General features: G+C 41.1%; 17 protein-coding genes and 4 tRNA genes. 8 read left to right on the top strand and 13 right to left on the bottom strand.

What is annotated here, in order from left to right:
* The first annotated feature begins 413 nt into the window (after window positions 1–413).
* From yfiR to yfiB, 3 genes are read left to right on the top strand one after another with little or no spacing between them, the layout of a single operon-like run.
* The gene (gene yfiR / locus EXE29_RS05015; protein WP_228198711.1) at window positions 414–869 is read left to right on the top strand and encodes a regulatory sequestration protein YfiR; all 456 of its coding nucleotides are present in this window, start codon (window positions 414–416) and stop codon (window positions 867–869) included.
* Complete coding sequence (gene dgcN, locus EXE29_RS05010) at window positions 866–2,095, top strand: diguanylate cyclase DgcN/YfiN (RefSeq protein ID WP_117007231.1); 1,230 nt, start codon at window positions 866–868, stop codon at window positions 2,093–2,095. The genes yfiR and dgcN overlap by 4 nt, the downstream gene beginning before the upstream one ends.
* Before the next feature lie 2 nt (window positions 2,096–2,097).
* Window positions 2,098–2,577 carry an outer membrane lipoprotein YfiB gene (gene yfiB, locus EXE29_RS05005; RefSeq protein ID WP_120364054.1) on the top strand — a complete coding sequence of 160 codons (480 nt, stop codon included), beginning with the start codon at window positions 2,098–2,100 and terminating at the stop codon, window positions 2,575–2,577.
* A gap of 121 nt (window positions 2,578–2,698) precedes the next feature.
* Here yfiB and EXE29_RS05000 read toward each other — a convergent pair.
* The 8 genes from EXE29_RS05000 to secA form a co-directional block, all read right to left on the bottom strand.
* Window positions 2,699–2,775 (bottom strand) — tRNA-Pro (locus EXE29_RS05000).
* Between the two features lie 17 nt (window positions 2,776–2,792).
* Window positions 2,793–2,868, bottom strand: a tRNA-His gene (locus EXE29_RS04995).
* Window positions 2,869–2,907: 39 nt separating this feature from the next.
* Window positions 2,908–2,984: transfer RNA gene (locus EXE29_RS04990), tRNA-Arg, on the bottom strand.
* A gap of 34 nt (window positions 2,985–3,018) precedes the next feature.
* Window positions 3,019–3,095: transfer RNA gene (locus EXE29_RS04985), tRNA-Pro, on the bottom strand.
* A 167-nt stretch (window positions 3,096–3,262) separates the two neighbouring features.
* Window positions 3,263–4,330 (bottom strand): quinolinate synthase NadA, encoded by a 1,068-nt coding sequence (gene nadA, locus EXE29_RS04980; RefSeq protein ID WP_120364060.1) that lies wholly within the window; start codon window positions 4,328–4,330, stop codon window positions 3,263–3,265.
* A 146-nt stretch (window positions 4,331–4,476) separates the two neighbouring features.
* Window positions 4,477–5,697, bottom strand: coding sequence for a bifunctional glutamate N-acetyltransferase/amino-acid acetyltransferase ArgJ (gene argJ, locus EXE29_RS04975; RefSeq protein WP_120364053.1), 1,221 nt, complete (start codon window positions 5,695–5,697; stop codon window positions 4,477–4,479).
* Between the two features lie 151 nt (window positions 5,698–5,848).
* A complete protein-coding gene (locus EXE29_RS04970; RefSeq protein WP_106986245.1) occupies window positions 5,849–6,205 on the bottom strand; it encodes a hypothetical protein in 357 nt (118 codons plus the stop codon).
* A 139-nt stretch (window positions 6,206–6,344) separates the two neighbouring features.
* Complete coding sequence (secA, locus tag EXE29_RS04965) at window positions 6,345–9,068, bottom strand: preprotein translocase subunit SecA (RefSeq protein ID WP_120364052.1); 2,724 nt, start codon at window positions 9,066–9,068, stop codon at window positions 6,345–6,347.
* Window positions 9,069–9,405: 337 nt separating this feature from the next.
* On the opposite strand from secA, the gene EXE29_RS04960 reads away from it, so the two are divergent.
* From EXE29_RS04960 to EXE29_RS04950, 3 genes are all read left to right on the top strand, one after another.
* Entirely contained in the window at window positions 9,406–10,041 is a 636-nt protein-coding gene (locus tag EXE29_RS04960; protein WP_120364051.1) for a peroxiredoxin, read from the top strand.
* Window positions 10,042–10,245: 204 nt separating this feature from the next.
* On the top strand, window positions 10,246–11,064 hold the full coding sequence (locus EXE29_RS04955; RefSeq protein ID WP_120364050.1) for an MBL fold metallo-hydrolase: 819 nt from the start codon (window positions 10,246–10,248) through the stop codon (window positions 11,062–11,064).
* On the top strand, window positions 11,061–11,645 hold the full coding sequence (locus EXE29_RS04950; RefSeq protein ID WP_120364049.1) for a dual specificity protein phosphatase family protein: 585 nt from the start codon (window positions 11,061–11,063) through the stop codon (window positions 11,643–11,645). Before EXE29_RS04955 ends, EXE29_RS04950 begins: the two co-directional genes overlap by 4 nt.
* A 62-nt stretch (window positions 11,646–11,707) precedes the next feature.
* Here the strand turns inward: EXE29_RS04950 and EXE29_RS04945 are convergent, their stop codons facing one another.
* Genes EXE29_RS04945 through trpA form a run of 4 tightly spaced genes read right to left on the bottom strand, consistent with a single transcriptional unit; the run spans window position 11,708 to window position 15,688 of the window.
* Window positions 11,708–12,712, bottom strand: coding sequence for an SPOR domain-containing protein (locus tag EXE29_RS04945; RefSeq protein ID WP_120364048.1), 1,005 nt, complete (start codon window positions 12,710–12,712; stop codon window positions 11,708–11,710).
* The gene (gene folC, locus EXE29_RS04940; RefSeq protein ID WP_120364047.1) at window positions 12,709–13,995 is read right to left on the bottom strand and encodes a bifunctional tetrahydrofolate synthase/dihydrofolate synthase; all 1,287 of its coding nucleotides are present in this window, start codon (window positions 13,993–13,995) and stop codon (window positions 12,709–12,711) included. Before folC ends, EXE29_RS04945 begins: the two co-directional genes overlap by 4 nt.
* Window positions 13,992–14,888: an acetyl-CoA carboxylase, carboxyltransferase subunit beta gene (gene accD / locus EXE29_RS04935; RefSeq protein ID WP_106986252.1), complete on the bottom strand. Its 897-nt coding sequence runs from the start codon at window positions 14,886–14,888 to the stop codon at window positions 13,992–13,994. The genes folC and accD overlap by 4 nt, the downstream gene beginning before the upstream one ends.
* The gene (trpA, locus tag EXE29_RS04930) at window positions 14,885–15,688 is read right to left on the bottom strand and encodes a tryptophan synthase subunit alpha (RefSeq protein ID WP_106986253.1); all 804 of its coding nucleotides are present in this window, start codon (window positions 15,686–15,688) and stop codon (window positions 14,885–14,887) included. Before trpA ends, accD begins: the two co-directional genes overlap by 4 nt.
* Before the next feature lie 359 nt (window positions 15,689–16,047).
* On the opposite strand from trpA, the gene EXE29_RS04925 reads away from it, so the two are divergent.
* Window positions 16,048–17,394, top strand: a complete 1,347-nt coding sequence (locus EXE29_RS04925) for a Na+/H+ antiporter NhaC family protein (protein WP_120364046.1) — start codon at window positions 16,048–16,050, stop codon at window positions 17,392–17,394.
* A gap of 44 nt (window positions 17,395–17,438) precedes the next feature.
* Here EXE29_RS04925 and EXE29_RS04920 read toward each other — a convergent pair whose 3' ends face one another.
* Window positions 17,439–18,476 carry an AraC family transcriptional regulator gene (locus EXE29_RS04920; protein WP_120364045.1) on the bottom strand — a complete coding sequence of 346 codons (1,038 nt, stop codon included), beginning with the start codon at window positions 18,474–18,476 and terminating at the stop codon, window positions 17,439–17,441.
* Between the two features lie 148 nt (window positions 18,477–18,624).
* Here EXE29_RS04920 and EXE29_RS04915 point away from each other — a divergent pair, with 148 nt between their 5' ends.
* Window positions 18,625–19,494: a metal-dependent hydrolase gene (locus tag EXE29_RS04915; protein WP_120364044.1), complete on the top strand. Its 870-nt coding sequence runs from the start codon at window positions 18,625–18,627 to the stop codon at window positions 19,492–19,494.
* The last annotated feature ends 44 nt before the right edge of the window (window positions 19,495–19,538 follow it).

The following is a 19,538-nucleotide window of genomic DNA, read 5'->3' as shown; positions in this document are numbered from 1 at the left end:
TCTTGTTGGTTCGTCACCAGCAAGCTAGGTCGGCTATATTACACTAAATTTATTTAGTGTCAACAAGTAATTCAAATTATTTTAAACTTTCTTTCTAAAACCAAACTTAATCTTTTCAATCAAGTCCTTGTTTTATCAGAAGTTTTAATCTTCATCACCGCCGATGGATGTGCATTCTACAGCATTTCACATACGTTGCAACCCTATTTTTTATTTTTTTCCATTTATTTTTAAAAAATCCTACCAGGTGTCTTCTTTTTAAACACATTTAGCATTTTCTGTATTATTATTAGACGTATTACACAGTTTTTTATTTGTTTAAGAATAAATCGCCATTTATATAAACTCTCAAAAATATACACAATATGGTTTTTAGCAGAAATAAAACAGGATTTTTGATCTGCGGTCTTTTATTGAGTAGCTCACTATATTCCGCACCTGTATCAGATATCTACCACACATCTTTAGCCATTTTAAGCTACGCCAAGTGGCCTACAAACACGCCTGAAATTTGTGTGGTCAACAATAACCCCTTTGCGCAACAGCTGAAAAACAACCTACCAGCCGATAGCCCATATAAAGTGAGCAATAAACACAGCTCAGAATTACGCTCATCCAATTGCACAGTATTATTTTTTAGCAATCTCAGTGACAAAGAAGAGCAAAATATTTTAAATACAGCAGTAAACTACCCAGCCCTCTCGATTAGTAGTAATAATTTAAACTGTGAAACGGGTAGTGCTTTTTGTCTTTATAAGAAAAATCAAAGCTATGCATTTAAAGTTAATATGGAAAGCTTAACGCAATCCAAAATTCATATTGACCCGCGGGTATTAATGCTCGCAAAACCAGCGGAGTCAAACCCATGAAACAACTGTATAATCCAATTACATTACATCAGCTGTTTACACGCTCTCAGCTGACTATTTTTATTTTAACTTTTGGTATTTGCTCAGCTATTTTACTGGCAATTTCTACTTACACCATGAATGCCTATGCCAAAAATAGTTTAAGCATTTTATCAAATGCCATTAATGAGCGCGTCCAACCCGCTGTGGTCTTTCAAGACCAAAGTACAATGGGGCAAATTTTACAAGAGTACACTCAGCAATACCCGATTCGTTCTATTGATATATTTTCTACGCAAAAAAAAATTTTAGCGCATACAGAGCAGCAACCGATTAGCGCTTGGTCAAGCCAAAACTTACTTGACCTGCTGTTTTATCGCGACCCCATTACCCTCCCTATTCGACACAACAACAAAACTTATGGCCAATTATTGGTGTACGGAAACTCTGCAGACTTGGTGAGTTTCTTTCACAAAATACTGCTCGGGCTATTTCTTGGTTTTTTAATTTTATTGGCTGCTGTTTTTTGGTCTGTCAGCTCTGTCTATCAATACCTTATGCATTCCATTCGTGACATTGTGGAATCATCGCAAACCATTAGTCTTAAAAAGAATTATACCATGCGTGTTTCAAATTCTGACATTCAAGAACTGCAAGCCCTCAGCACGGCATTTAATGGTTTACTCTGTGAAATAGAGCAATCCAATCAAAGTTTAATGTCTGAAAATAATAAACTATTACACCAATCTCGACACGATCCACTCACACAACTTCCAAATCGGCATTTTTTTTATGAAACACTCTTTCAATATTATGAAGATAATAGTGTGCGCAATGCAGCCGTACTGTTTATAGATTTAAATGACTTTAAACAGGTGAATGATCAATTTGGCCATTTAGCAGGCGATGCTGTGCTTCGCGCTTCATCATATTGTGTACGTAAAGTTTTGCCAGAAAATGCTTTTTTCTCTCGACTTGGTGGCGATGAATTTGCTGTCATTATCCCAGACATTATAGACAGTGATGAAATACAACAACTTTGCCAAAAAATACATGCTTGCTACACAGCAACCTATATGTTCGAGCAACAGCATATATTTTTAGATGCCAGTATTGGCGTTGCGCTCACCCAACTCTCTAAATCACCAGAAGATTTAATCAGCGACGCAGATCAAGCCATGTACGATGCAAAAAATTTTGCTGAGAAATGGCATATCTCCCTTCAATCCAAAAGTAAACAGGCCTAAATATGTACAAAAAAATTTTCAGCGCCCTACTCATAATTATTTTTAGCACAACCCTTACCGCCTGCATGAATTTAGGTCACCTAAATTACAAACAAGCCCGCATGTTAAAAAAAGAAGGTTTTGTATTAAATGATGAAGGCTGGACTCTTGCGCTTCCTGAACGCCTCTTATTTAATTTTGATGATTACCGTATTCAAAATCATCAAAAAGAAAAACTGACCGAGCTCTCACATCAATTACAAAAATATGATTTAGAAAAGCTCAAATTCACTGGTCATACGGATAATGTTGGTCAGGCCAACTATAATTATCAACTCTCTCAAAAAAGAGCCCAAAGTGTTGCGGATGTATTTTTTGCAGAGGGCTTTAAGCCACAAAATTTGCAAATTATTGGTCGTGGCTCAGATCAACCGATTGCAAGCAATGACAGTGAAGAAAATCGTGCCAAAAACCGTCGCGTAAATGTCATTATTATTCCATAAGCCTGAAACAAAAAAAGCCTCAAAATATTGAGGCTTTTTATTTCACTAAAATTCACTAAATTTTAGGCATAAAAAAAACCGCTTAACGCGGCATCTTTATCTCGACCACTTATTTTAAAAGTGGTCGGAGCAGTAGGATTCGAACCTACGACCCCCTGGTCCCAAACCAGGTGCACTACCAGGCTGTGCTATGCTCCGATTTCAACTACTAGAGTTGGGGTGAATGACGGGATTCGAACCCGCGACAACTGGAATCACAATCCAGGGCTCTACCAACTGAGCTACATCCACCATTACAACATTTGGTTCTTAATACATCAAGCGACCAAATGGCGCGCCTGACAGGATTCGAACCTGTGACCATCCGCTTAGAAGGCGGATGCTCTATCCAACTGAGCTACAAGCGCTTAACTGATGTAAACATCATTTGCCTTGAGGAATTGGTCGGAGCAGTAGGATTCGAACCTACGACCCCCTGGTCCCAAACCAGGTGCACTACCAGGCTGTGCTATGCTCCGATTCATCTCAGCTTTCGAACCGTTCAACTTATCTTTCGATGTATCGTTCGGTACGGTGTGCATTCTAGGCTTGACGCCCGAAGACGTCAACACCTATCTTCAAAAAAATACCAAAAAATGCTTCAAGCGTTTATTTATCAAGCATAATTGATATTTTTTAAGCATTTTTAGCGTTTTAGTGATGCACTAAAGTTCAACATTCGATCAAGGGGTAATTTCGCGCGTTCAGCCAAAGCAGCATCGACGAATATTTCTTGATCATTTTTTTCTAAAACTTGCAAAATACCATCTAATTCGTTCATTGCCATCCATGGACAATGTGCACAAGAGCGACAAGTCGCCCCCTCTCCAGCCGTTGGTGCTTCAATTAAGGTCTTATTTGGGACTGCTTGTTGCATTTTGTAGAAGATACCGCGATCTGTTGCCACAATTAATTGTTCATTTGGCAATGTTTGCGCCGCTTTAATCAATTGTGAAGTACTTCCTACAGCATCAGCAATATCTACAACCGATTCTGGTGACTCTGGATGTACTAAAACTGCGGCATTTGGATAGAGTGCTTTCATTTTTGCTATGCCACGCGAGCGGAACTCTTCATGCACAATACATGCACCATCCCACAGCAACATTTCTGCGCCTGTTTTCTTTTGAATATAGCGCCCTAAATGCTGATCTGGTGCCCAAATGATTTTCTCACCCAGACTGTCTAGATGTTCAATAATTTCTACGGCACAGCTTGAAGTCACCACCCAGTCAGCACGCGCTTTAACAGTAGCCGAGGTGTTGGCATATACCACTACCGTATGATCGGGGTGTGCATCGCAGAATTGGCTAAACTCATCTACAGGGCAACCCAAATCGAGGGAGCAAGTAGCTTCCAGTGTTGGCATGAGCACGGTTTTTTCTGGCGAAAGAATTTTTGCAGTTTCCCCCATAAATTTAACACCAGCCACAACCAAGGTAGATGCCTCATGATCACGTCCAAAACGCGCCATTTCTAATGAGTCAGAAACACAACCACCCGTAAGCTCTGCAAGTTCCTGTACTTCAGGATCGCAATAATAATGTGCCACCAGTACAGCATCACGCTTTTTAAGCGCCTCTTTAATCTGCTCGAACTTTGCTAATTTGGCTTGCTCTGACAGTACGTGTTCTTTTGGCTCACCCAAACGGTCTAAATGCGCTTGCACAATCGATTTTGCTTCGTTGGCAATTAAATTTGTCGCATCATTCATCATAAGGTCTACTCTATCCATAATGCTCATTTAACAATGAGCTCACCTATATGGCTGTTCAAATGGCTGTATGTGCTTTTTGACCAGTCATTAAAAACTTAGCTTTATAAAAAAGCCTCCAATGGAGGCTTTTTAAAATCACTATTTTAAGAACGATAATCTGCGTTGATCTTCACATAGTCATACGACAGATCGCAGGTATATACCGTGTCCTTCGCATCACCACGGCCTAAATCAACACGGATGGTAATTTCTGTTTTTTGCATTTCAGTGGCACCAGCTTCTTCTGTGTAATCTGCAGCTGCACCGCCATCTTTACAAATCTGAACATCGCCCAACCAAACTTGAATATTTTCAACATTTAAGTTTGGTACGCCTGCATAACCAATGGCTGCCAAAATACGCCCCCAGTTTGGATCTGAGGCAAAGATTGCTGTTTTCACTAATGGTGAATGCGCAATGCTATAAGCTACATCACAGCATTCTTGTGTATTGGCACCACCTTCGACAGCAACCGTAATAAATTTAGTTGCACCCTCACCATCACGAATAATGAGCTGTGCAAGACGTTTCATAACGCGTGTAAGCACATCTGCAACCGCTGTATAACGTGGATCAGTTGTAGCGCTAATTTCTTGACCACCCGCCTGCCCTGTTGCTACAAAAATACATGAGTCATTGGTCGAGGTATCACCATCTACCGTAATACGGTTAAAGGATACATTGACAGCTTCTGATAATAATTGTTGTACCAATTCACGGCTGATCGGTGCATCTGTTGCTACATAGCCTAGCATTGTCGCCATATTGGGACGAATCATGCCAGCACCTTTAGAAATACCTGTCATGGTATAGGTGATGCCATCCAATACGAACTGCTCAGAAGCACCTTTAGGCGTGGTATCTGTGGTCATAATGCCTGTAGCCGCATCTAACCATGCATCTTCTTCCAAGCTATCTAACGCAGGCTGTAAACCTTCGACCAAACGTTCAATTGGCAGTTGCTCACCAATGACACCCGTAGAAAAAGGCAGAACCTCTGCTGCTGAAACACCCGCCAATGACGCAAGTTTTTCACACGTTGCTTCTGCATTGGCCATACCTGTTGGGCCTGTGCCTGCATTAGCATTACCGGTATTAATTACCAAGTAGCGTGGATTTCCCATCTTTAAGTGAGCTTTAGAGATATGTACTGGCGCCGCACAGAATGCATTTTGTGTAAATACACCCGCCACATTTGAACCTTCGGCAAATTCAAAAATAACCAGGTCACGTCGGTTCTGATAGCGGACATACGCTTCAGCTGAACCAATTTTTACACCTTTCACCACATGCATCTGTGGCATAGATACGTCACCAACTGCCATTTTTAAACGCCTAATTCAATTTATGAAAAAAGACAGCTTAGAACAAAATTGAGTAAAAATCGAGTAGATGCCTAGTTTTAGGCTATTTTTATTCTGTAGTGATAGACAATAAAAAACCAGCCGATTGGCTGGTTCTTAAAATGATCTAAAATCAATTACGTGCAAGCTGTGCTGCTTCATTTAATAATGATTTTTTTGCATTTTGCTGACTTGCTGAAGACAGTGCAGGATTCTCTGCCACAATACGATCAGCGTTCGCTGCATTGGCTGCTGTTACAGCTGCTGTTTGCATAACAATTGGACGATTTGGATTATCGAATGTATAACGAATACCTGTACGTGGGCTAGTTACTGTCACCTTACCATCTGTACCCACTTGTACTTCTGCCGTTGTCGCGCCAAGTGCTTGTTGAACTTTTGCAGGCGTTGTCGTTTGAACTGAATCTGCATACGCAAATGCTGGAACTGCCAAAATAGCAATCATGAGAGGCTGTAATAATTTTTTCATTGTCTGTTCCACAATTTCTTAAGGGACTGTGCAACTAAATACCATCTAATGGCTTAGGCTGCAAACACTATTCATCAACTCTAAATCTATACTACAAAAATAATCAGAACCCGTAGGTTCTGATTATTTTATGTATCACTTAAATTTTACCGTGACACTGTTTGTATTTTAGACCTGAGCCACATGGACAAGGTGAATTGCGGCTTTCTGGTGCTACAACCTCATCACCAACAGGTGTGAATTGCGCATCTACGACATCAGTGCTTACACCATCATCCAATAAGCTATCAAACTCAGCATGAGATAGATTCAATTGCATTGCTTCAGCTTGTGCTTGCTTTTGAGCTTCCATTTCTGCAAGTTCTTCTGCAGTTGGAACATGTACGCGAGATAGATCTATCACAACATCAGATTTAATTACCGCTAGCATGTTTACAAATAAGTTAAAGGCTTCTTTTTTGTATTCTTGCTCAGGGTTCTTTTGTGCATAACCACGTAAATGAATACCTTGACGCAAGTAGTCCATGGCAGCCAAATGCTCTTTCCAGTGACGGTCTAAAGCATTTAACACAAAATGACGCTCCAACATCGCTGCAGATTCTTCACCCATTTGCGCACGACGTGTTTTATAACGTGACAAAACTTCGTCGGTAATACGTCGCGCTAAGCCTTCTTCGTCTAAACGACGATCATCTTCAAGCCATTGGGTAATTGGCAAATCGATACCAAGGTCTTCACGCAATGCGCTTTCAAGGCCTTGAATGTCCCACTGATCGTGAATTGATTCAGGTGGTACATAAATTTCAATCACACCTTTCATCACATCAGAAATCATCCCTTCGATGTTTTCTTCTAATGATGCTTCAGTTAAAACTTCATCACGTTGAGTATAAATAATTTTACGTTGTTCGTTATTTACATCATCGTATTTCAATAAGTTTTTACGAATGTCAAAGTTACGTGCTTCTACTTTGCGCTGTGCATTTTCAATCGAACGTGACACCATTTTATGTTCAATGGCTTCATCTTCTTTCAAGCCCATTGCACGCATCATCCCCACTACACGATCACCTGCGAAAATACGCATAAGGTCATCTTCAAGGGATAGATAGAAACGCGACACACCTGGGTCACCTTGACGTCCAGCACGACCACGGAGCTGGTTATCAATACGGCGTGATTCATGACGCTCTGAACCAATAATGTGTAAACCACCAGATGCTAAAACAGCATCATGGTTTGCTTCCCACTCGCCTTTTAAGCGTTTTTCATCTTCAGCAGTTGGCTCTTCAATTTTTGCAAGTAAAGCTTTCCAGTTCCCTCCCAACAGAATGTCTGTACCACGACCTGCCATGTTGGTTGCAATCGTTACTGCACGTGGTGAGCCTGCTTGCGCAATAATATCTGCTTCACGCTCATGCTGTTTTGCATTCAGTACTTCATGGGCAATACCTGCTTCACGCAGTTTGTCAGATAAAATTTCAGAGGCTTCAATTGTTGCGGTACCAATCAAAATTGGCGCTACGCCTGCTTCATGAATTCGTTGAATTTCTTGAATAATCGCGCTGTATTTACCGTTACGATTTAAATAAATTAAATCGTTTTCATCTTTACGCACCATAGGACGATGCGTTGGAATAAGCACTACGTCTAGGCCATAAATTTCTTTCATTTCGGCAGCTTCGGTATCTGCAGTACCGGTCATACCTGAAAGTTTTTTATACAGACGGAAATAGTTTTGGAAAGTTGTGGTTGCCAAGGTTTGGTTTTCTGGTTGGATTTCCAAGCCTTCTTTGGCTTCAACGGCTTGGTGCAAACCTTCTGACCAACGGCGACCAGGCATTGTACGACCTGTGTTTTCATCCACAATGATAATTTCACCATCATGAATAATATATTGCACATTTCGTTGATATAAATAATGCGCACGGATAGCCGCCGATACATGATGAACCAAGTTCAAATTCGCAGATGAATATAGACTTTCACCTTCGGCCAATAAGCCCATTTGAATTAATTCTTGCTCAACTGTTTCATAACCAACTTCTGTCATTTCGACAGTACGTTGCTTTTCATCAATCCAGAAGTGACCACCATCTGCGACCTTTTCTTCTTTTTGCGCATGTAACTTCGGTGGAATGCTGTTAATCGCGGCATACAGCTGCGAAGAATCTTCACTTTGACCAGAGATAATTAATGGCGTACGCGCCTCATCGATTAAGATCGAATCGACCTCATCGATAATGGCATAAGTTAAGCCACGTTGTTTTTTCTCTGGGAATGAGAACACCATATTGTCACGAAGATAGTCGAAACCAAATTCGTTGTTTGTACCGTAAGTAATATCTGCACGATATGCCAAACCCTTTTCTGTAGGGTCTTGCATTGAGTAAATAATGCCAATACTTAAGCCTAAAAACTCAAATAATGGACGGTTTAACTCAGCATCACGTTGTGCTAAATAATCGTTCACTGTAATCACGTGAACGCCTTCACCACTTAAAGCATTCAGATAACAAGCAAGCGTACCCATGAGTGTTTTACCCTCACCCGTACGCATTTCAGCAATTTTACCCTCATGAAGGGTAATACCACCGATTATCTGTACATCATAGTGACGCATGCCCATTACACGCTTTGCCGCTTCACGACAAACTGCAAATGCTTCTGGCATTAATTTATCTAGGCTTTCACCATTTTTATAACGTTGTTTGAATTCTTCAGTTTTTGCAGATAAGTCCGCATCGCTAAGGGCTGATATCGTCGGCTCGAGCGCGTTAACTTTTTCTACGATCTTGCGCATGCGTTTGAGTTCACGCTCATTTTTGGTACCGAAGATTCCTCCGATCAGACTTGCCAACATGAATAGACTCTCTAAATCTTGCTTGTCAAATGAATAAGTTTTCTTAGTCGTTATTATGGTGCTAGAAATTTGAAGTACAAGGGCTTTGCACAAAAACCTCATAAAATTTCTATGAACCTAATGTGGCCCAATAAAGCTTAGATTTGCTAATGTAACAAATTTTAAACAGGCTAAAAAGTACGTGTATACAGAGATTTATTCAAATAGACCAAATACAGCATGTATTCTTTATCTTTTAATTTCATAAAGAAATAAAAAAACACTATTTTTCATTATAAAAAAAATCGCTCATAATCGTTCTCAGACACCAATATAAATAATCATTCGAGGCACAACCATGAGTTTACGTTTAGGCGATATCGCTCCTGACTTCACACAAGATTCAAGCGAAGGTCAGATTAATTTTTATAATTTTCTTGGGGATAGCTGGGGGATTCTTTTTTCACACCCAGCAGATTACACGCCCGTATGTACAACTGAGTTAGGTTTTACGGCAAAGTTAAAAGATGAATTTAACAAACGTGGTGTAAAAGCTATTGCCTTATCGGTGGATGATGTTGAATCACACAAAGGCTGGATTAATGATATTAATGAAACTCAAAATACCTCGGTGAATTTTCCGATTATTGCCGATCAAGACCGTAAGGTCTCAACGCTATATGATTTCATTCATCCAAATGCCAGCGAGACATTAACTGTACGCTCATTGGTGATTATCGATCCAAATAAAAAAGTCCGCTTAATTATTACTTATCCTGCATCTACAGGTCGTAATTTCCATGAGATTTTACGTGTTGTCGACTCATTACAATTGACTGACAAGCATAAAGTAGCAACACCTGCAAACTGGCAACATGGTGAAGATGTGGTGATTGTACCGTCATTAAAAGATGAAGCAGAAATCAAGCAACGTTTCCCTAAAGGCTATAAAGCAGTAACCCCTTATTTACGTTTAACTCCACAACCAGAGTAAATGTAAACCAACCACAATTTATATTCCCAACTATAGCTTTACATTTTTACGAGCCATGTAGCGCTAGAATCAACAGCCTATCTTCGGATGGGCTTTTTTTATATTTAGAGATTGATTAAGTTTGCACAACAACTACGCCTAAGTGGCTGGCTTATGTGTAAAATCAGCATCAATAAATCAGCATAATCTAAATATAAAATCGCCATGATCCATAATATTCATCATTTACACTGTGGCACAATGTGCCCAGTCTGCGGCCCACTTTTTGGCCAGTCCAGCCTATTAGCGCATGTGGTCTGCCATTGCCTATTACTGGAAACAGACCAAGGCCTTGTTTTGGTCGATACAGGCTTAGGTATTCAAGATTATTTACATCCAAAGCAACGACTCGGTCGTATAACCACACACATTGGGCGTATTGAAACAAATTTAGAACGCTCTGCCATCGCACAAGTGCAAAAGTTGGGCTTTAAACCCAGCGATGTAAAACATATCTTGGTATCTCATTTAGATTTTGACCATGCTGGTGGTATTTCAGACTTCCCTGCTGCAACCGTTCATGTGCTTTCGAGTGAATACAATGCCACGCAAAATTTAAAAGACTTTAAAAATCGCGCACGCTATAAACCACAGCAATTTAAGCAACATCGCTATTGGAATTTTATTGAGCCATTAAATGGTGAAGCTTGGTTTAATTTAAATCGCGTACAGGGTTTCAACTTATTTCAAGATGAAATTTTACTCATTCCACTGCCAGGGCATAGTGCCGGACATTGTGGAATTGCTATTCGCCATAAGGATGGCTGGTTATTCTTCTGTGGCGATGCTTACTACTCACACCTTGAACTCGATGGCCAACATAAGCTCCACACCTTGAATCAATTAGAACGTGTATTTGCGCATGACAACGTACAACGCATACAAAACCTCAAAAACATCCAATACCTTGCGCAACATGAAAACAGTATTGAACTCATTTGTGCACATGACCCAATTGAGTTAGCAAGGTATATCACTGTATGAAAAAATACAGCCGTACAATCCTTATGCTCACACTGTCAATGAGCGTTACAGGATGCATGAGTTCCCCTAGCTGGACTGAACAACAGCGCCCAAAACAATGGGCAACTGTCATTGATCGGAAGATAAATTTATATCAAGTCAGCCCTTGGCTGTATCGTAGTGAACAACCGTCTAATGCGCTCATCCCTACGCTTCAACGCAAACAAATTCACACCATCATTAATTTAAGAGCGCGCGATGCAGATACACAGCCTTTTGCACAGAAAAATTTAGCATTGGTGCATATTCCTATTCATACATGGTCAATTTCTAGAAATGACTTACTTCAAGTGATGAAGCAACTACAAGCTGCTCAAGCACAGCATCAAAATGTACTGATTCATTGCTATCACGGTTCGGATCGCACAGGTGCGAGCATTGCAATGTATCGGATTATTTTTGAAGGATGGTCCGAAGCAGATGCCTTAGCAGAAATGAAACATGGTGGTTTTGGCTTCCACCCCATTTGGATCAATATTGAGAATTTATTTAGTACTAAAAACATAAAATGGATTCGTGAGCAACTCGCGAATCCATCTTAAATTTGTGGGTCATTTCCTGTGATTTGGCCGATTCAATGGGCCGAAGACAGTCAATGTAAAGCTTAACGTTTGTCGAGTGGCACCCACTCAATCACCCAAGCAGACTTCATGCCCAAGCTGGCATCAGAAGTAATTTTTTTACGTGCAGCATCAGCTGAATCACGGTCTTTGGCTGGGCCAACCATAATCCGCACACCCTTAGAGGTTGGACTTTTAGTCACTTTAAAACCTTTAGCTTTCAGTTTTGCCACAAGAGCATCCGCATTGGCTTCATTGGCAGCCAAAGCCACTTGTACCATCCATTGCTTATCGCCATTTTCCAGCAAATCACGGGCTTTTTCAGCTTCAGCCTTTTTCTTTGCCTCTGCTTCTTTACGCTTGGCTTCAGCTTCTTTTTTCTCAGCATCAGCCTTACGCTTTGCATCAGCCTCTTTCTTTTCTGCATCAGCTTTATGCTTAGCTTCGGCTTCTTTCTTCTCTGCTTCGGCTTTACGTTTAGCTTCAGCTTCTTTTTTCGCAGTTTCTGCTTTGTGCTTTTCAGCAGCTTGGCGCTTTTCTTCAGTAGCTTTTTGGGTCGCAGTTGCTTTGGCTTGATCAGCCTGCTGTTGTGACTTCTGCTGATCTAGCTTTTTTTGCGCTGCCAACTTTTCCTCAGCTAAACGCTTTTGTTTAGCTTGATCATCTTCAACCAACTCAGGTGGAATATTATCTGAGCTTTGTTGTGCTGTGCGACGTGCATTTAAAGCTGCATATTCTTCTGCAGCTTTACGCGCCGCATCAGCTTCGGCCTGTTGTTGCATTGCTAAAAATTCAGCCGCGCGTGCTTCTTGCTCTGCAACTGATTTTTCACGTGCTCGTTTTTGCTCTTCTAGCAGACGCTTTTCTGTCGCAACATCGACGGTTAAGCCCGCATCATTGCTGGTTTTATTTTGTTCAGCGCTAGCAGTTTCAGGTGCAACGTTACGATTTTGATGTATTTCGTCCTGCCCTTTTAGCAGTAGAGCAGCCAGCAATACGCCGCCCCCTAATAAAACAGCGCCACCCATCCAGCGTTGTTTGTTATTCATTGACATTCTTCCAAATACTCCCAGACCGCTTCCAAGGTATGAAAAGAACCACATACCATAATCAGCTGATTATTTTTTGTTTCATCCAGCGCTGATTGAAAAGCTGTTTTTATGCTGTCGAAATGCTGTACATCTAATCCCTGCAACGCATCGTCTAGCTGTTCGATGTCTGCTGCACGAGCTACAGTTAATGGTGCAATCTTCCACATTAAAACAGAGTTTTTCAATAGGTTAGCGACAGATTTTATATCTTTATCCGCTAACATTGAAAAAACACTGATGACTTCAGTGTACTGTTTATTGTATTGCATGAATTTTCGCAATTGATTTAACAAAAATTCAACGCCGTGTGGATTATGTCCCGCATCAAAAATGACAGTTTTACCTGCAATTTCACGAACTTCAAATCGTCCCTGTAATTGCGCATTTTGTATGCCCGTGGCCAAAGCTTCTTGAGTGACATTTAAACCACTTAACAAAACTGCAGCCACCGCAGTTGAAATATTTTCTAAGGCCAAACGACCTACAGGTAAATTTAAAGTGGTACCTGCGGAAGCAAAAGACCACGTTTGACCATCTAAATTATCTTGATAGAAATAATCACGATTCACTGCATATAGCGACGCTTGACAGTGCTCGGCTTTATCTTGAATGGCTTGTGGGAGTTGTTGTTGGCCACCAAAAATTACTGGAATATTTGGACGAATAATGCCTGCTTTTTCAAATGCAATTTTTTCAATCGTATCGCCTAGCCAATCAGTATGATCTAGGCCAATGTTGGTAATAACAGCAACATCAGGTTCAATGACATTAACGACATCAAGACGACCGCCTAAGCCGACCTCAAGTACCCATACATCACAGGCCTGTGCTTTAAAAATAACAAAAGCGGCCAGTGTCGTCGCTTCAAAAAAAGATAAAGTTAAATCACAGGCACGACGTGCTTGATCGACGGCAACAAAAGCATCAATCAGGGACTGATCATCAACCTCTTTGCCTTGAAGCTTAACGCGTTCATTAAAACGATAAATATGGGGGGATTGGTAAAGACCAACTTTATACCCTTGCGCATTTAAAATGGCCGCTAGAGTTGTCGTTGTTGAGCCTTTACCGTTGGTTCCTGCAACGGTTAATACTTTTGCATTGGGGCGGGTAACACCCAAATACTCAGCTACAGGAATGACCCGCTCTAGGCCTAAATCAATCCCTGTAACATGAACATGGCCCCAATAATCGAGCCATGTGTTTAAAGAATCTGTTGCAAGAGGTGCTGGTGTGTTCAAGGCAAATTCATCAGTTTCGCGACAATACGGTAAACTGTATCACGTAATGCGTGACGGTGAACAATTTGATCGATTACACCATGATCAAGCAAGTATTCTGCACGTTGGAACGGTTCTTCCAATTTTTCACGGACTGTTTGCTCAATCACGCGCTTACCAGCAAAGCCAATCATGGCTTTTGGTTCAGCCAAGTGAACATCGCCGAGCATCGCTAAAGATGCAGTTACACCACCGTAAACTGGATGTGTTAATACCACTAAGTATGGCAAACCAGCATCTTTCATTTTTTGGATGGCTGCAGAGGTACGCGCCATTTGCATAAGCGACAACATGCCTTCTTGCATACGCGCACCGCCAGAAGCCGCGAAGCAGACTAAGGGTTGATTCAACTCAATAGCACGTTCTGCCGCTTGCACAAAACGATCACCAACCACTGTACCCATTGAACCGCCCATAAAGTCGAATTCAAAAGCACATGCCAACAATGGAATACCTTTAAGTAAACCTTGCATGACAACCAACGCTTCTGTTTCGCCAGTTTTTTTCTGAGCTTCTGCCATACGCTCTGGATATGGCTTACTGTCTACAAAACCAAGTGGGTCTTTTGCCGCAAATTCTTGGCCTAATTCTGCTTGTACTTGATCAAAAAACCAGTTCAAACGATCACGTGCTTTCATGCGCAGATGTTCATCACATTGCGGACAAACATAAGCATTAAATGACATTGCAGTACGTGTTACTAAGGCATGACACTCAGGACATTCGATCGTTGGCTCAGTAAAAGTCGCTTTTAATGTCTGTTGCTCATCTGGCACATGAATGCCAGGTACACCACGATCTGTCCACGGCGTAGCCGGGCTTAACGTTTTCCCTGTTTTGAGGTCTTGACTCATACTAACTCATCGAGCGCTGCTCGAAGCTCCTTCACTTTATTCACCGTTGCAATTACGGCTTGTTCTGGCGCTAAGCTGGCAAATTGCTTTACAAAAGCACTACCGACAATCACAGCATCAGCTACTGCACCCATGGCTTTCGCAGAGGTCGCATCACTAATACCGAAACCAACACCCACTGGTACATCAGTGGCAGCTTTGATTTTCTGAATACGGTTTGCAGCTTCAGACACATCTAAAGTTGCAGCACCTGTTACCCCTTTCAACGATACATAGTAAACAAAGCCACTGGCTTGTTTTACCACGTGCTGAATACGCTCATCAGTTGAAGTTGGTGCAAGCAAGAAAATTTGATCCATATCGTATTTTTTCAATACTTCGTCCAAATCTTTTGCTTCTTCTGGCGGCAAATCGACCAAAAGAATACCGTCCACACCACAGTCATGTGCATAAGCCACAAATTTTTCATAGCCAATCACTTCAACTGGATTTAAGTAGCCCATCAAAACTACAGGTGTTTCTGTATCATTTTGACGGAATTCTTTGACCATGTTGAGTGCATCAAGCGTATTTGTGCCACCTGCTAAAGCGCGCTCTGCAGCTAAAGCGATAACAGGGCCATCTGCCATAGGGTCAGAAAAAGGAAGTCCCAATTCAATCACATCTACGCCGGCATCGACCATTTGATGAAGCAACGGTACAGTTACATGCGGATGAGGATCACCTGCCATAACATAAGAAACCAAAGCTTTGCGCTGTTGAGATTTAAGCGCTCCGAATCGTGCAGCTAGACGTGACATAGAGATATACTTTCCTTGAATGGTTCAAAACTGTTTTGGCTTTGCAGAAATACAAGACTCCGCATTGTAACGCTATTTTTCACCCCTTGAATAGGGTGGCAAACGTTATGCTTGCATTTCTAACTTTCGCGCAAATATCCAGAAAAGCCTGAAAGCATCATTTACGGTTATTTCGTTTTTTTTCACAATGATCAAAGATGCCTAATTTTAGGAAATTAAAAAATCTTATGATTTTAGATAAACTTAATTTTATTGCTAAAAAAACGATATAAATAACAGGCTTAGCATTTACATTTAAATTTTCTGAAATTGCAAAACCTGCTCTATACTAGTTGCATTGTTTATTTTTTTTATCTCCTATGACCACCCTCTCCTCAGGAAAAGTGCAGGCCCGTGCCATTGCACTGCTTCCTCTTATTGTTTTTTTAGCCGTATTTTTAGGAAGTGGTATTTACCACACGCTCATTGGTACTGAGTTTGCTTTTTATCAAATCAAAGCGCCAGTTGCTGCACTTCCAGCAATTTTGGTGGCCATTTTACTCTACCGAGGCAAACTCAATGCCAGTATTGATGAATTTTTAAAAGGTGCCAGCCACCCCAACTTAATTTTGATGTTTATGGTGTTTATGTTGGCAGGAGCTTTTGCAAGCGTCAGCAGTAGCATTGGCAGTGTAGAAGCCTCAGTACAATTTGGTTTATCTATTATTCCACCAAGCTTCATCTTACCTATGCTGTTTGTGATTTCAGCATTTATTGCTACAGCGATGGGCACATCTATGGGCACGATTGCTGCCTGTGCACCAATTGCATTTGGTTTTACCCATGCAACTGACATTCCTATCGTTTACGCAATTGGTGCCGTGGTTGGTGGCGCCATGTTTGGTGACAATTTATCGATGATTTCGGACACAACGATTGCAGCAACCAGTAGCCAAAATGTACAGTTGCGTGACAAATTCCGTGTCAATGTTTGGATTGCTGTTCCTGCATCTATTGTCAGCCTAATCATTTATATGCTCTTAAGTGGTGGCGTTCAAACCATTAGCGTGAAAGCCTATAATCCTTGGTTAATGCTTCCGTATGTCGCCGTATTTATTTTGGCTTTTAGTCGTTTGCATGTATTGGCTGTATTAAGTATTGGCGTGATTTTATCGGGCGTGATGGGGCTGTTATTAAAATCAGATTTTAACTTTTTGGCTTTCAATAATGCCATTTATGATGGTTTTATTGGCATGTTTGAAGTGGCTTTGCTTTCTATGTTCTTGGGTGGTTTATCTGCCATTATGCAGCGTGAAGGTGGTCTGGAGTGGCTCATTCAGCGCATTTACAGTATGACCCGTTTACTCAAAGTCGGACGACAACGCGCGGGCGAAATTGGGATTAGCTTCTTGGTGGTTTTTTCTAACTTCTTTGTGGCTAATAATACTGTTGCCATTATTCTTTCGGGAGATATGGCGCGTGAAGTTGCCAAAGAGTACGGCGTAGACCCCAAACGCGCTGCTGCCTTAATGGATATTTTCTCTTGTGTTGTACAAGGTCTTATTCCATACGGCGCTCAATTACTCCTTGCCTGCTCTATTGTAAAAATTTCACCGATTGAGTTAATCAGCTCAATTTACTACTGCTGGATATTGGCTATATTTGCCATTGTGGCAATCATCTGTCGTTATCCTCGACTTAAAGATGCCAAAACCCAAACATCATAAAACTTTAAAAAATATTTTCAGCGGTCTTTAAAGGCCGCTTTTTATTACTCATCAGCCTCTAACTTTAATGCTTTACGGCGTTGTAACAAGGTTTGGCCTGTATAACTTTTATAAGCACGTGCCAATGCAGACTGGTCTGAATAACCCAACTGTAAAGCAATATCCAATAAGCTTAAGGGCTGTAACAGCAGTTGTTCAATACGCTTCAAACGCTCTATTTCCAACACTTTTTTAAATGAACTCTCTTCCTCGGCAAGATGGCGTTGCAAGGTCCGTACTGAGGTATATAGCTCATCGGCCATCTGTTCTATTTTGGGCGCTTGTGCATATTGTTTTAAATGCTGCGCAATATGTTGATGTAACTGTTGCACAATATTTTCTAGCTTAGGTTTAGAGGCTATTGCTTCTTCAGCCTGCTTCAGCAGTAATTGCATCAGTGAGGGATCGGCAAGTTCTGACTTTAGATCCAAACTGGCCGTGTTTAATACAAAGGCATACCGAGGGTGTTCAAATTCAATTTTACAGGCAAAGAATTTTTCATAATGAAAACGAGCCATTTGCTGTGCATGCGCAAATTTCATACATTTTAGCACCAAAGAGCTTGGAAATATTTGCTTGGCCAAATGTGCCATACAGGCCGTGGTCAGCTCGTTGACCAAAGCGTATTTAGCGTCATGCAGAGGCCAAGTTAAATAAAATTCATCTCCTATCGAAGACAATTGCATGGGTGTCACTTCTGCACCGTCAATCACCAAGCGACTAAATTTCATAATGTATTGCAAGGCTTCTGCCACGCTATTAGAACGGGTTGCCATATAGCCCAACACCCCAAAATGCTCAGGCCGTATGAGCTCCGCCATTTCAAAAACTAAATTTGGGCAGTTTAGTTCCTGCTGTGTTTCCTGCATGACCAAATTAAAAAAAGTGTATGGTGACTGAGAATCAATCGGCAGGCTTAATAAATGATCTATCTGTGATACATACGGCGTGATGCTTTGTAAGCAATGATAATCTAGCCCGCGTTTGAGCAAATACATATTCCACAACTGATAATAACCATTTGGTATGTGTAATTCATTCATGACATCACGCTCTATTTTTATTCTGTCTTTTTGACATTCTAAATTTTCACTTTGGCGTTAAATGTATAAAAATTGGCAAGTACTGTCAAAACTTTGTGCTTTTTATTCGACATACTGCAATCATCAAAGGCTATAACAGTAAAAAAATATGAATGCGATAGTCCAAGTGCATCCAGTAGTACGCACAAAATTAAATTTTAAACTCGAGGAAATTCCACGTTTTTGGTTTGGTGGCGACCCCTTCCTCACCCGAATGTTTGATGCGCTTAGCCTAACCTTTCCAGACGGTGAGCGTTATTTTATTGAATCCGTGCGTTTGTTCCGCGATCAAATTCAAGACGAAGACTTAAAACTCCGTGTGGCTGATTTTATCCGTCAAGAAGCACAGCATGGCATGGCACATGACAAAATGAACCAGCTGATGAAACAGCAAGGCATGCCTGTTGATGCTTTCATTAAACGCTTAAATAAAATTTTTAAGTTTGAATTGAGCCAGCGCTCTGCCGAATACAATATTGCAATGACTGCTTCTGCGGAGCATTTGACAGCGCTCATGGCAGAAACTTTTTGTAGCCGAAAGGAAGTCCTACAAGAAGCACATCCTTATGTTCGAGCCTTGTTTATTTGGCATGCGATTGAAGAAATGGAACACCGTGATGTCGCATTTGATGTGATGAAAGATGTGGCAAATGTCGATGAAGGCTTGCGTAAGTTTACCTTAGTCTGGACCAGTGCCTTAATGACAGGTTTTACACTTTACCGCGCCAATGTGATGTTAAAACATGACGGCTTCAGCTTCACTGAACGTCTGAAATTAAATGCCAAAGGTTTACCTTGGTTCTTTGGCAAAAAAGGCACATTAACGCGAATGAGCAAGCCTTATCGTGATTGGTTTAAGAAAGATTTTCACCCAAGCCAACATCCTATCGTCGATAACTACAATTTATGGCTTAAGACCTTTGAAGAAACTCAAGATCCTATTCAAGCTGCTGAAGCTTTTTGGCAAGCTGCTAAATAGCAATCACACGATCTAGGATCAAAAGTTAAAGCCGTATCATGCTC

Source organism: Acinetobacter sp. WCHAc060006 (genome assembly GCF_004209135.1).
GTDB lineage: Bacteria > Pseudomonadota > Gammaproteobacteria > Pseudomonadales > Moraxellaceae > Acinetobacter > Acinetobacter cumulans.
This window is presented reverse-complemented; position numbering and strand designations above follow the sequence as displayed.

What these genes read in the sequence shown, in the direction of transcription:
- dgcN (WP_117007231.1), top strand. Translation starts at nt 866, where the DNA reads ATGAAACAACTGTATAATCCAATTACATTACATCAGCTGTTTACACGC.
- yfiB (WP_120364054.1), top strand. Translation starts at nt 2,098, where the DNA reads ATGTACAAAAAAATTTTCAGCGCCCTACTCATAATTATTTTTAGCACA.
- nadA (WP_120364060.1), bottom strand. Translation starts at nt 4,330, where the DNA reads ATGAATGATGCGACAAATTTAATTGCCAACGAAGCAAAATCGATTGTG.
- argJ (WP_120364053.1), bottom strand. Translation starts at nt 5,697, where the DNA reads ATGGCAGTTGGTGACGTATCTATGCCACAGATGCATGTGGTGAAAGGT.
- EXE29_RS04970 (WP_106986245.1), bottom strand. Translation starts at nt 6,205, where the DNA reads ATGAAAAAATTATTACAGCCTCTCATGATTGCTATTTTGGCAGTTCCA.
- secA (WP_120364052.1), bottom strand. Translation starts at nt 9,068, where the DNA reads ATGTTGGCAAGTCTGATCGGAGGAATCTTCGGTACCAAAAATGAGCGT.
- EXE29_RS04960 (WP_120364051.1), top strand. Translation starts at nt 9,406, where the DNA reads ATGAGTTTACGTTTAGGCGATATCGCTCCTGACTTCACACAAGATTCA.
- EXE29_RS04955 (WP_120364050.1), top strand. Translation starts at nt 10,246, where the DNA reads ATGATCCATAATATTCATCATTTACACTGTGGCACAATGTGCCCAGTC.
- EXE29_RS04950 (WP_120364049.1), top strand. Translation starts at nt 11,061, where the DNA reads ATGAAAAAATACAGCCGTACAATCCTTATGCTCACACTGTCAATGAGC.
- EXE29_RS04945 (WP_120364048.1), bottom strand. Translation starts at nt 12,712, where the DNA reads ATGAATAACAAACAACGCTGGATGGGTGGCGCTGTTTTATTAGGGGGC.
- accD (WP_106986252.1), bottom strand. Translation starts at nt 14,888, where the DNA reads ATGAGTCAAGACCTCAAAACAGGGAAAACGTTAAGCCCGGCTACGCCG.
- trpA (WP_106986253.1), bottom strand. Translation starts at nt 15,688, where the DNA reads ATGTCACGTCTAGCTGCACGATTCGGAGCGCTTAAATCTCAACAGCGC.
- EXE29_RS04925 (WP_120364046.1), top strand. Translation starts at nt 16,048, where the DNA reads ATGACCACCCTCTCCTCAGGAAAAGTGCAGGCCCGTGCCATTGCACTG.
- EXE29_RS04920 (WP_120364045.1), bottom strand. Translation starts at nt 18,476, where the DNA reads ATGAATGAATTACACATACCAAATGGTTATTATCAGTTGTGGAATATG.
- EXE29_RS04915 (WP_120364044.1), top strand. Translation starts at nt 18,625, where the DNA reads ATGAATGCGATAGTCCAAGTGCATCCAGTAGTACGCACAAAATTAAAT.